The organism is Vibrio coralliilyticus, from assembly GCF_024449095.1.
GTDB classification, from domain to species: Bacteria; Pseudomonadota; Gammaproteobacteria; order Enterobacterales; family Vibrionaceae; genus Vibrio; species Vibrio coralliilyticus_A.
Map to the genome: position 1 here is coordinate 2,612,769 of NZ_CP024627.1, position 12,495 is coordinate 2,625,263.

Genomic DNA, 12,495 nt, shown 5'->3' on the forward strand with positions numbered 1-12,495 from the left:
TGAAAACACCGAAGGCCAATCTTTTCGAAAAAAGATTAACGCTTAGAGAACTGTGGACGACGACGTGCTTTACGTAGACCAACTTTCTTACGTTCAACGCAACGAGCGTCACGAGTAACGTAACCAGCTGCACGTAGAGTAGGACGTAGAGACTCATCGTATTCCATTAGTGCGCGAGTGATACCGTGACGGATAGCACCTGCTTGACCTGAAATACCGCCACCTTTAACAGTAACGTATAGGTCTAATTTTTCAGTTAGTTCAACTAGCTCTAGAGGCTGTTTAACAACCATACGAGAAGTTGGACGACCAAAGTACTCATCAAGACTACGCTTGTTGATTACGATGTTGCCGCTGCCTGGTTTAATGAAAACACGTGCAGCTGAGCTTTTGCGACGGCCAGTGCCGTAGTATTGATTCTCTGCCATTTTCGAAATCCCCGATTAGATGTCTAGTACTTGTGGTTGTTGAGCAACATGGTTGTGCTCAGCGCCCGCGTAAACTTTCAGCTTACGGTACATAGCACGGCCTAGAGGACCACGTGGTAGCATACCTTTAACCGCTAGCTCAAGCGCCATCTCTGGCTTACGATCAATTAGCTTCTCGAAGCTGATTGATTTTAGGCCGCCAGGGAATTCAGTGTGACGGTAGTAAATTTTACCTTTAGCTTTGTTACCAGTTACAGTAACTTTCTCCGCGTTTACAACGATGATGTAATCACCAGTGTCAACGTGTGGAGTGTATTCAGCTTTATGTTTGCCACGTAGGCGAGATGCAATTTCACTTGCTAGACGACCAAGAGTTTTACCTTCAGCGTCTACAACGTACCAGTCGCGTTTTACAGTTTCTGGTTTAGCAACGAAAGTTTTCATGCTAATAATAACCCGTTTATTAAAATTTACACTTAAGGAGCATTGCTCCCACTGACTAAGAGCCCATTCATCACCCCTTCGAGTGGTTGGCACTCTCGACCCTAGATCTGTAAGGATCTGGTCTGCAGTAACGGTGGGTCGCAGGATTATAGAGAAGTCAGTTGAAAAAATCACCTCTTTTTAGGCAAAAAAATCAATTTTTTTCTTCCCTTATAGAAACATCAAACCCCTTATGCTAAATGCTCTTTCGCCAGATAATCATGGCTTTGCATTTCAATAAGTCGAGACTGACAGCGTTTAAATTCAAATTCCAATTGTCCTTGGGTATATAGCTCTTCTAACGGAACTGTCGCTGAGATAATTAATTTGACATGACGCTCATAGAATTCATCCACTAAAGCAATAAAACGACGAGCCGCATCATCAATAGACTTTCCCATTTGCTGGACGTCGGCTAATAGTACGGTGTGGTAGATACGTGACAGCTCTATATAATCATTTTGACTCCGGGCTGACTGGCACAACTGCTCAAAGGTAGCATGCAGCACCCCTTCGTACGAATTCAATACCTCTATCTGACGATGATTGATTTCAATGCTTTTCGCACCTTGCTTATGCTCACCAACCAATTGTTCAAAGTAATGACAGAGATTGGTATTGGCCTGAGCATCCAAAGGAAAATGATAAATTTCCGCTTGTTCAAGCGTTCTCAATCTGTAGTCAATGCCACTATCAACATTAAGCACTAAACAGTTTGACTGAATCAAATCAATCGCAGGCAAAAAACGAGCTCTTTGTAAGCCATTGCGATACAAGTCCTGTGGTGGAATATTGGATGTGGCGACTAAAATCACACCACGCTTGAATAAAGCCTGAAACAAAGTTCCCAAAATCATTGCATCGGTAATATCTGATACGAAAAACTCATCAAAACATATGATTTCCGCTTCTGACTTAAAGATATCAGCCACCTGCTCCAATGGATCATTGATATCTCCAAGCGCATTCAACTCGTCATGCACTCGATACATAAATCGGTGGAAGTGGACACGCATTTTTTTGTCGCAGGGAAGGGCTTCAAAAAAAGTATCCATTAAGTAGGTTTTTCCACGCCCTACTCCCCCCCAAAAATACAATCCTTTAGGAGCAATAGGTTGAGGTGTTTTTTTGCCAAACCAGCTTTTCCATCCGGTGACAGGTTCAACAGGGGTATTTATATATTGAACAAATTCATGGTAGAGATTATCCAGAGCTTTCACGGCTTGAAGTTGGGCTTCATCTTGTTGAAAGCCATGCTCTTTTACATCTTTTGTATAGATCTCTAATGGGGTCATCGCTTCACTCACGTGCTATAGAAGGATTGAAACTGCTATGCAGAGCACATGCATTTTTCTTTATCGTCTCGAATTCTCATAGTAACATGTCCGGTGAACATGTGTAACCAACCGGTAAAAAACATGTTAAATAACAATGATAAGGAGCGAATATGCCTTGGATTTATGCCCTTGTAGGTTTGCTTGTAGGCGCTGTTTTAGGAATCATCATCTCGCGTATCACCACTCCGGGATATAGCAAACAGAAGACCATTCAAAAAGATTTAGATAACGCTAAATTTGAGCTGGAGCAGCAAAAGCAAGATCTTGCCGATCATTTTGCCCAAACTGCAGAAATGCTGGATTCTTTAGGCAAAGAATACACTAAGCTTTATCAGCACATGACCAAAACATCTTCTGAATTGCTACCAAATATTCCAATTCAGGATAACCCATTCAACAAAAAAGTAGCAGAGCAAACGAAAGTAGAAATGCAAGCTGAAGTTGAACAACCATTAATTCTCAATGAAGCACCTAAAGATTACGCCTCTGGCGCAACAGGCATGCTGACCGAAGAGAAAAAGGAAGTTCTTAACTCAGAACAAGTGGTTACAGCAAAAGCCTCTTAGCTCTATTTGTTCACTTGCTGAACTTTATAAAGGTTTTTTAGTCTTAAACTCCAATAAGCGTCGATTGATTTCTTATTTTTTAACCAAATATTAAATCTCAGGCCTTAACTTAACGAGGAGTTATCAGATGAAAAAACCTTTGCTTGCTTTAACCGTCCTATCTTTAAGCTTAAGTTCAATCATCACCCCCATACCAGCCACTGCTGCCCTGCCGCTTTCAGTAGATGGAGAGCAATTGCCAAGTTTGGCTCCAATGTTGGAAAAGGTTACCCCTGCTGTCGTCAGCATCTCTGTGGAAGGTACCCAAGTCTCGAAGCAGCGCATCCCTGAACAATTCCGTTTCTTTTTCGGCCCAGAGTTTCCAACCGAGCAATTACAGGAACGTCCATTTAGAGGTCTTGGATCTGGTGTCATCATCAACGCCGATAAAGGCTACATCGTGACTAACTATCACGTCATCAATGGTGCTGAAAAAATTCGCGTTAAGCTACACGATGGCAGAGAGTATGACGCTGAATTAGTGGGCGGCGACCAAATGTCAGATGTAGCGCTTCTGCAGTTAGAAAAAGCCAAGAATCTCACGGAAATTCAGATTGCAGATTCGGATGCCTTGCGGGTCGGTGACTTTGCTGTTGCGATCGGTAATCCATTCGGTCTTGGACAAACGGTCACCTCCGGTATTGTTTCCGCTCTAGGACGCAGCGGCCTGAACATTGAAAATTTCGAGAACTTCATTCAAACCGATGCCGCTATCAATAGTGGTAACTCTGGTGGTGCTTTGGTGAACCTAAATGGTGAGTTGATTGGTATCAATACTGCTATTTTGGGGCCAAATGGCGGTAATGTTGGTATTGGGTTTGCCATTCCATCAAATATGATGAACAACCTAACAGCACAAATCCTTGAGTTTGGTGAAGTTAAACGCGGAATGTTAGGTGTTCAAGGTGGAGAAATTACTTCAGAGCTTGCTGATGCACTCGGCTATGAGTCCAGTAAAGGGGCTTTTGTTAGTCAAGTGGTGCCTGACAGTGCAGCAGATAAAGCAGGGCTCAAAGCGGGTGATGTCATTGTATCCGTCAACGGCAAAAGCATTCATTCATTCAGTGAACTGCGCGCAAAAGTTGCAACACTTGGTGCAGGCAAACAAATCTCGCTCGGAGTGGTCCGCGATGGTAAGAAGGAAAACTTTGATGTGACATTAGGTGAGCAGCAAAATGTCAAAGCCTCAGCCGACAAACTCCATGACGGCCTTTCTGGTGCAGAACTCACCAATACAACCTCAAGCGATCCAGTACAAGGCATTAAAGTCGCCGGCGTAGAGAAAGGCTCAAAAGCTGAAGCGTATCAGCTCGCGAAAGGTGACATCATTATTGGTGTAAACCGTAAACGAGTCAAAAACCTTGCTGAGTTTAGAAAAGTCCTTGAGAAGCAACCAAGTGTATTGGCTCTGAACATTCAACGTGGCGAACGGACTATTTATTTAGTCGTACGTTAAAAAACGAGAGCTCAATGTCAAAGGACGGTAGGATCTCCTGCCGTCCTTTTATTATTTTCTCATCTAATGCTATCCTTTCGCCACTTGTCTGATATTTAGAGTGGTTAGGAAGATATGCTGCAATTCTTATTGCGTTCAATAGGTTTAGGGCTGGCAACAGCAGCATTATTACTATTGGCGATCCCTTCTCTACGCTCTACTATCCTCCCTCAGACACTGAGCGATGAAATCAGTATTACTTCGGCGCAAGAAATCTCATTTAACAGTGCAGTACATAAGGCTGCGCCTGCTGTTGTGAACATTTACAGCCGAAAGTACAAAGAGGATGATCGTTCGAAGCTATTGACCCAGGGGCTGGGCTCTGGGGTTATTGTTAGCGACAAAGGCTATATCATCACTAACTATCATGTTGTTGCTCAAGCCGATCAGGTGGTAGTAGCACTGCAAGATGGGCGCGTCGCTGCCGCTCAATTGGTCGGTACTGATAAGCGAACCGATATTGCGGTTTTACGTGTAGAAGGTAGTAATCTTCCTGTCATACCACTCAATCCAAACTATTCCCCAACCGTCGGTGATGTCGTACTCGCCATCGGTAACCCATACAACCTCGGCCAAACAACCACTTTCGGCATTATCTCCGCAACTGGTCGCTCTTCCATCAGCGCCGGCGGACGACAAGCCTTTATTCAGACTGATGCTGCCATCAATGAAGGCAACTCTGGTGGGGCATTGGTTAACACACGAGGTGAACTGGTTGGTATCAACACTGCATCCTTTCAGCAAGCAACAGAACTAGAAACTTACGGCATTTCTTTTGCTATCCCTTATGCTCTTGCCAATAAAATCATGCAAAAAATCATAGCCGATGGTCGCGTGATCCGAGGTTATATCGGTATTGATGGTCAGGACATCAACTCCGTCACTTCCCGCTTACTAGGGAATGAACATTTAGGGGGGATTATCGTGTTAGGCGTCGATCCTAACGGACCAGGCGCCGATGCAGGATTTCAGGCTCAGGATATTATTCTCAAAATTGATGGACAAAAAATCAATGGTCGCCAGAGCGTAATGGATATTGTCACTGAGTTGAGGCCGGGGACAACCGTCGATGTGCTCATCCTACGTAAGGGCAAAGAGCAAACACTTAGCGTGACGATCGCAGAAGATACCCGAGAAATTTAAAAACCTAGATAGAAAAATCCCATGCTCGATAGCATGGGATTTTTCTTTATTCGCTGTCTTCTTCTGTGGTAGAAGTTTCAACTTCAATACGGGTTACCCGCTGTAAACCTCTCGGTAGCAAACTACCTCGACGACCACGCTCACCGCGGAAATTATCCAGGTCGCTTGGCTTCAAGCCAAGTTTACGTTTACCGGCATAGAGCGTCACCGATGCCCCTTGAGGTAACGACATCAGATGAGAAACCACTTCTTCCCGCTCTTTGGCTTTGGCCGCTGGAATATTAATGATCTTGTTGCCCTTACCTTTGCCTAACTGAGGTAAATCCTTGATAGGGAATAACAACATTCGCCCTTGATTGGTAATAGCCAAAATCTCATCTTGGTCCAGGCTACGGATCGCATCCGGGCTCAAGACCTCAGCATTTTGAGGCAACGTGACTAGTACTTTACCACTGCGGTTTTTCGACAGTAAATCACTTCCTTTACACACAAAGCCATAACCGGCATCAGAACCGACCAACCATAACTGGTCTTCTTCCCCCATCACCACATGGCGAATGTTAGTCCCTGCATTAATATTCAGACGTCCCGTGATAGGCTCACCTTGACTTCTCGCTGAAGGCAATGAGTGTGACTCTAACGAGTAGCTTCGACCATCACTGCCTAAGAAGACGGCTTGCTGATTACTCTTACCGCGAGCATGGGCTAAGTACTTATCACCCGACTTGTAATTCAGTCCTTCAGCATCAACATCATGACCTTTCGCGTGGCGGATCCACCCTTTGTCTGAAAGCACAACGGTAATAGGTTCGCTCGGTACAAGATCGCGCTCAGTCAAGGCTTTGGCTTCCGCACGCTCAACAAGAGGAGAGCGGCGATCATCACCGTATTTTTCAGCATCCGCTTTGATTTCTTTCTTTAATAGCGTATTCAGACGACGCTCAGAGCCTAGCAGCTGTTCAAGCTTTTCGCGTTCTTTTTCTAGCTCTTCCTGCTCACCACGGATCTTCATCTCTTCCAGCTTGGCAAGGTGACGAAGTTTGGTATCAAGAATCGCATCCGCCTGAATATCCGTAATACCGAAGCGTGCCATCAGCACTGCTTTGGGATCATCTTCCGTACGGATGATCTCTATCACTTCATCCAAATTAAGGTAAGCAACCAACAAACCTTCTAAAATGTGCAAACGTGCAAGGACCTTGTCCAAGCGATGCTGCAAACGGCGGCGAACGGTCGCACGGCGGAACTCAATCCACTCTGATAAGATCTGAACCAGACCTTTCACCTGAGGACGGTTATCCAAGCCAATCATGTTGAGATTAACGCGGAAGTTTTTTTCAAGATCCGTCGACGCAAACAGGTGGTTCATCAACTGATCACAGTCGATACGATTTGAGCGAGGAACCACAACAATACGCGTCGGGTTTTCGTGATCCGATTCGTCACGTAGGTCATCGACCATTGGCAGTTTCTTGGCTCGCATTTGGCTAGCAATTTGCTCAAGTAACTTGGCACCCGATACCTGATGTGGCAGTGCCGTGATAACAATATCACTGCCTTCTTTATGCCATACTGCGCGCATTTTGATACTGCCGCGACCAGTGCGGTAGATTTTTTCCAGCTCAGCTTTTGGCGAGATAATCTCAGCTTCCGTTGGGTAATCCGGCCCCTGAACAAAGTTCATCACATCTGACAGTTCGGATTTAGGATGATCGATCAGATGGATAGTGGCATCAGCAATTTCACGCACATTATGTGGCGGAATATCGGTCGCCATCCCTACTGCGATACCCGTAACGCCATTGAGTAGAATATGTGGCAGTCGCGCTGGCAGCATTTGCGGCTCTTTCATCGTACCGTCAAAGTTCGGCTGCCATTCAACGGTTCCTTGTCCAAGTTCACCAAGCAGAACTTCTGCAAACTTGGACAATTTCGCTTCGGTATAACGCATCGCAGCGAATGATTTAGGATCATCCGGCGCACCCCAGTTACCTTGACCGTCAACCAATGGATAACGATAAGAGAACGGCTGAGCCATTAACACCATAGCTTCATAACATGCGGAGTCGCCGTGAGGGTGGTATTTACCCAACACATCGCCAACCGTGCGCGCGGATTTTTTGTATTTTGCTGCTGCCGAGAGCCCCAGCTCTGACATCGCATAAATGATTCGTCGCTGAACCGGCTTTAAGCCATCACCAATGTATGGCAAGGCGCGATCCATGATGACGTACATCGAGTAATTGAGATAAGCGTCTTCAGTGAACTTGCGCATTGGCAACTGTTCAACGCCATCGTATGTAATTTCCGTAGACATTCGTTAAACCTCTGCCAAATCCCCGTTGTTTTGTAGCCAAGAACGGCGGTCATCAGCACGTTTCTTACCAAGTAGCATATCCATCATTTCCATGGTTGCCTGAGAGTCATCAATCGTGAGCTGAACCAAGCGGCGAGTATTCGGATCCATAGTCGTTTCACGTAGCTGAAGTGGATTCATTTCACCCAAACCTTTGAATCGCTGGACATTGATCTTAGCTTTTTTCTTCGACAAACGTTCTAAGATGCCTTCTTTCTCATCATCATCAAGGGCATAAAAGACTTCTTTACCACAATCAATACGATAGAGTGGTGGCATAGCCACATAGATATGACCCGCTTCTACCAGAGCTCTGAAGTGGCGGGTAAACAATGCACAGAGCAATGTTGCAATATGTAGTCCATCGGAGTCGGCATCGGCCAAGATACAGATCTTGCCGTAACGTAAGCTTTCAAGGTTATCACTGTCTGGGTCAATACCCAGCGCAACCGAAATATCATGGACTTCTTGAGAGGCTAATACTTGGTCAGCAGACACTTCCCAAGTATTAAGAATTTTACCGCGAAGCGGCATGACAGCCTGAAACTCTCGATCGCGAGCCTGCTTCGCTGAACCACCAGCCGAGTCACCCTCGACAAAGAAGATTTCGGTACGGTTTAGATCTTGTACTGAGCAGTCCGTTAATTTACCCGGCAAGGCTGGCCCTGAAGCCACTTTTTTACGTACCACTTTTTTACTTGCACGCATTCGCCGATGTGCATTGGCAATACAAACTTCTGCCAGCTGTTCAGCCAGTTGCGGCTTCTCATTCAGCCATAAGCTAAACGCATCCTTTACCACGCCAGAAACAAAGGCAGCGGTTTGACGCGAAGACAGACGTTCTTTGGTTTGACCGGCAAATTGAGGGTCTTGCATCTTAACCGACAATACGTAGGAACAGCGGTCAAAGACATCGTCCCCCGTGAGCTTAACACCACGAGGAAGCAGGTTACGGAACTCACAAAACTCTCGCATCGCATCAAGCAAGCCTTGGCGCAATCCATTTACGTGGGTGCCGCCTTGAGCTGTCGGGATCAGGTTTACGTAGCTTTCGGTGATCATCTCACCACCTTCCGGCTGCCAAATCACCGCCCAGTTAGCCGCCTCGGTCTCCGCAGAGAATTCTCCAGTAAACGGCTCTTCAGGCAAGACGGTATAACCTTTCACACCTTCTGCTAGATAGTCTTTCAGTCCATCTTCGTACAGCCATTTGTGTTCGTTACCGTTCACTTTATCAGAGAAAGTGATTTCTAACCCTGGGCAAAGTACCGCTTTAGCTCGTAAGTTATTCACCAAACGAGTGACGGAGAAATTGGCAGAATCAAAATATTTAGCATCAGGCCAGAAGTGAACACTGGTACCTTTGTTACGACGTCCACAAGTGCCTGTGACCGTTAAGTCAGATACTTTATCGCCGTGCTCAAATGCAATTTCATACACTTGTCCTTCACGACGTACCGTTACTTCAACACGTTTTGATAAGGCATTTACAACCGAAATACCTACACCGTGAAGACCACCAGAGAATTGATAGTTTTTATTGGAAAACTTACCACCCGCGTGGAGTTTACACAGAATAAGTTCAACGCCGGAGACTTTCTCTTCCGGGTGAATATCAACAGGCATGCCTCGGCCATCATCGATCACTTCCAGAGATTGATCGGCATGCAGAATTACTTGAACTTTTGAAGCGTGTCCGGCTAGCGCTTCATCGACACTGTTGTCGATGACTTCTTGTCCCAAGTGGTTAGGGCGCGCTGTATCCGTATACATCCCTGGTCGGCGACGTACAGGCTCCAAACCATTAAGAACCTCAATGGCTCCAGCATTATATTGTTCAGTCATAATACGGAATATCGTTATAGAAAATAAATGGGTTACTGAGCAGGTAAGCTTTTGTTCTTTTTATTAATTAGTCTAAAAAGTAGCAAAAACGACCAAACTCTCGTCGTTTCACATCCAGCTCAGTACAAGGGAAACATAGTCTGGAAGAGAGGGAATGATGTCAAGTGAGATAACTAAGTAACCACTAAAATTATGACTTTTCCCTCAATGAGCCTATAGCTGGAGAAACTCAATGATATGCTTAGGGTAGCGTTCAAAGTCGACAAAACTATGATCTCCTCCCTGTTCAACGGTTTGTTTAGCTCCGCTAAACTTTTCAACCGCCTGACGATAATCCAACACCTCGTCTTCTGTTTGTTGTAAAAGCCAGAAATCTTCCGGTTGTTTGATGACTGGCGTATCCAACACTTTTAATTCATCAATATGGGTGTCTTTTAAAACATAGCGTTGCTGTGTGTAGGGGTTTTCCTGCTCGCCTAAATAGTCAGAAAGTAACTCATAAGGTTTCACCGCAGGGTTAACCACCACTGCTCTAAAACCAAATTGAGCATTGAGCCACATGGACATATACCCACCCAGCGAACTGCCCACCAAGCCAATTTGATAATCGTTAAGGTGCGTTTCAATAATGTCCAGCAAACATTCTGCAGCTTGCTTGGGAAAACAAGGTAATTGAGGAACAACAACCTTAATATCAGGACGATATTGCTGGCAATACTCCTTCATAACATTAGCTTTATGAGACAAAGGAGAACTGTTAAAACCATGAATATAAAGCAGTAATGAAGGTTGCATAATGGTCCTTAATCAGGTGAGCTCAAGGTTAATAACCCGTTGAGTTAAAGTCAGGTTGGAACCTACCTGCGGGTAGACGTTTCACTTCGGTAGTCACATTTCCATCATCGTGGAGCAATAATTCACGCCACCCCGGAGACTGGTTATCCAAAGCAAAGTCATCTGAGTTGGGTTTAAATTGTACACAGGTTGAAGGCGTGGCCATAACCCGCACTTCATTTCTCATCACATTCATGTCTTGGTGCACATGGCCACACAGGACTGCTTTGACATTATTATGCTGATCGACCAATTGCCAAAAATCCTCTGAATCTTTCAAAGAATGTTGGTCTAACCAAGCACTGCCCACAAGCATGGGATGGTGATGCAATAGGATCAAAGCGTGACGTTCTGGATACTGAACTAATTTTTCTTCCAGCAGTGCAAATTGCTTATCGCTCAAACGACCATGAGGCACTCCCACAACTTGAGAGTCAAGCATAATCATCTGCCATGTTTCACCAAGCAGTACATGCTCAATTTGCTGAATCTGTGGAGAAGGAATCACCGAGGTCATGCTCGGTTTAAAATCATGATTGCCAGGGAGCCAAAAACAGGTTTTCTTGAGCGGTACAATACCTTGCTCAAAACGATGATATGACGCTTCGCTATGATCCTGTGAAATATCCCCTGTCGCCAAAACAGCGTCATAGGCAGGATTTTCTTCGACAATAGCTTCAACAACAGCCTTAAAGCTGTCACCTGTATTCACACTCAATAGGCTTCCATCTGCTGCTTCAAACAGATGAGTATCTGTAATTTGAAGCAGCCTGATGCGACCATCTGATGAGCTCGACGTTACTTTCAAAACTAAAACCTAAATATTGAGCGGCGTCCGGCTAATACCATGCCTTAAACAAAAAGATAACCAATCACCCAAAAAACGGTTCAGTTGCACTTTTTCATCTTGCTGAACCATTTTGTCATTGGGGTATTCGTATCGAGCATTCACTCGTTTTAAATGCTCACACTCACACACCTCTGCTACGCGAGCATCGTGGTAGAGCCTGACAGACATTTTTGGCAATGGAAACACCGGGATATCATCACTTTGACAAATATCGACCAAAGTTGTGTACTTTGTGACTTCGACCACTTGAATTTGATATGTCATGTTAGCAGCCTGATAGCAGCGCACATTACCAACCTTTGCTCTACTTGGAAGCAAAGCATTTAATTTGGCGTAATTGGTTTCATAAGTCCGCATCAATTCTGATAAATCAACGTGATACGGCTTTTTTACTGCTACTTGTGCCATTGTTCTCTTAGCGTTTGGTAATTCAGCTGCAACCATTGCAGTGCAATAATCGAAGCGCCATTTTCAAATTTTCCGTTTGTGACCCATTGATAGGCGGTCTCACGACTGACCACATGAACTCGAATATCCTCACCTTCATAGTCTAAACCATGAACGCCTTGAGCGGTGGATGCATCCACTTTCCCAACGTAAACATCCAGTTTCTCGGAGCAACCACCAGAAGAAGGGTAATAAGACGTCACCTTGGTTACATAGTCAACGGAGATCCCCGCTTCCTCAACCGCTTCGCGACGCACAACCTGCTCTGAAGATTCATTGGTATCAATCACCCCCGCCACAATTTCAAATTGCCAAGGGTGATCATGTTCCAGCGCACCGACACGAATCTGTTCAATCAATACAACCTGATCCGTTACTGGATCATAAGGCAGTAACGCCGCAGCGTGCCCTCGCTCGAACATTTCACGCTCAATAACCTCACTCCAGCCACCTTCAAACAACTTATGTCGAAAGCGATACTTAATCATCCTAAAAAAGCCCTTAAATAGTGTCTCTTTTGAGAGGATTTCTACATCTTGTGGAGTAAATTCACTTTGTTGACTATCAGATAGTTGCATTTGGCACCTCAGTGAGTGAATCTTATAGTTTACTCAGACAGAAGCTTAACTTCCAAGGACATGGCTCAACTTTTTATACAATTTTTATATTCTG

General features: G+C 44.9%; 12 protein-coding genes. 3 read left to right on the top strand and 9 right to left on the bottom strand.

Annotated elements, in window-relative coordinates; all coding sequences use genetic code 11:
• Nucleotides 1-35: 35 nt before the first annotated feature.
• From rpsI to zapE, 3 genes are all read right to left on the bottom strand, one after another.
• Nucleotides 36-428: a 30S ribosomal protein S9 gene (gene rpsI, locus CTT30_RS12350; protein ID WP_005436094.1), complete on the bottom strand. Its 393-nt coding sequence runs from the start codon at nucleotides 426-428 to the stop codon at nucleotides 36-38.
• Between the two features lie 15 nt (nucleotides 429-443).
• On the bottom strand, nucleotides 444-872 hold the full coding sequence (rplM, locus tag CTT30_RS12355) for a 50S ribosomal protein L13 (RefSeq protein ID WP_006877363.1): 429 nt from the start codon (nucleotides 870-872) through the stop codon (nucleotides 444-446).
• A 230-nt stretch (nucleotides 873-1,102) separates the two neighbouring features.
• Complete coding sequence (gene zapE, locus CTT30_RS12360) at nucleotides 1,103-2,206, bottom strand: cell division protein ZapE (protein WP_252035283.1); 1,104 nt, start codon at nucleotides 2,204-2,206, stop codon at nucleotides 1,103-1,105.
• A gap of 152 nt (nucleotides 2,207-2,358) precedes the next feature.
• Between zapE and zapG the strand changes: the two genes are divergently transcribed.
• The 3 genes from zapG (at nucleotide 2,359) to degS (ending at nucleotide 5,491) form a co-directional block, all read left to right on the top strand.
• Nucleotides 2,359-2,814, top strand: coding sequence for a Z-ring associated protein ZapG (gene zapG, locus CTT30_RS12365; protein WP_252035284.1), 456 nt, complete (start codon nucleotides 2,359-2,361; stop codon nucleotides 2,812-2,814).
• 127 nt (nucleotides 2,815-2,941) lie between these two features.
• Nucleotides 2,942-4,309: a DegQ family serine endoprotease gene (locus tag CTT30_RS12370; protein ID WP_239875186.1), complete on the top strand. Its 1,368-nt coding sequence runs from the start codon at nucleotides 2,942-2,944 to the stop codon at nucleotides 4,307-4,309.
• A gap of 114 nt (nucleotides 4,310-4,423) precedes the next feature.
• Nucleotides 4,424-5,491, top strand: a complete 1,068-nt coding sequence (degS, locus tag CTT30_RS12375; protein ID WP_239865142.1) for an outer membrane-stress sensor serine endopeptidase DegS — start codon at nucleotides 4,424-4,426, stop codon at nucleotides 5,489-5,491.
• A 46-nt stretch (nucleotides 5,492-5,537) separates the two neighbouring features.
• On the opposite strand, the gene parC is transcribed toward degS, so the two are convergent.
• From parC to nudF, 6 genes are all read right to left on the bottom strand, one after another.
• Nucleotides 5,538-7,808, bottom strand: coding sequence for a DNA topoisomerase IV subunit A (parC, locus tag CTT30_RS12380; RefSeq protein WP_252035285.1), 2,271 nt, complete (start codon nucleotides 7,806-7,808; stop codon nucleotides 5,538-5,540).
• Nucleotides 7,809-7,811: 3 nt separating this feature from the next.
• Complete coding sequence (parE, locus tag CTT30_RS12385) at nucleotides 7,812-9,692, bottom strand: DNA topoisomerase IV subunit B (protein ID WP_239875183.1); 1,881 nt, start codon at nucleotides 9,690-9,692, stop codon at nucleotides 7,812-7,814.
• 213 nt (nucleotides 9,693-9,905) lie between these two features.
• The gene (yqiA, locus tag CTT30_RS12390; protein ID WP_239837733.1) at nucleotides 9,906-10,487 is read right to left on the bottom strand and encodes an esterase YqiA; all 582 of its coding nucleotides are present in this window, start codon (nucleotides 10,485-10,487) and stop codon (nucleotides 9,906-9,908) included.
• Between the two features lie 28 nt (nucleotides 10,488-10,515).
• Entirely contained in the window at nucleotides 10,516-11,334 is an 819-nt protein-coding gene (gene cpdA, locus CTT30_RS12395; protein ID WP_239837734.1) for a 3',5'-cyclic-AMP phosphodiesterase, read from the bottom strand.
• 9 nt (nucleotides 11,335-11,343) lie between these two features.
• Nucleotides 11,344-11,784: a DUF1249 family protein gene (locus CTT30_RS12400; protein WP_239837735.1), complete on the bottom strand. Its 441-nt coding sequence runs from the start codon at nucleotides 11,782-11,784 to the stop codon at nucleotides 11,344-11,346.
• On the bottom strand, nucleotides 11,772-12,401 hold the full coding sequence (gene nudF / locus CTT30_RS12405; protein ID WP_252035286.1) for an ADP-ribose diphosphatase: 630 nt from the start codon (nucleotides 12,399-12,401) through the stop codon (nucleotides 11,772-11,774). Before nudF ends, CTT30_RS12400 begins: the two co-directional genes overlap by 13 nt.
• Nucleotides 12,402-12,495 lie beyond the last annotated feature (94 nt).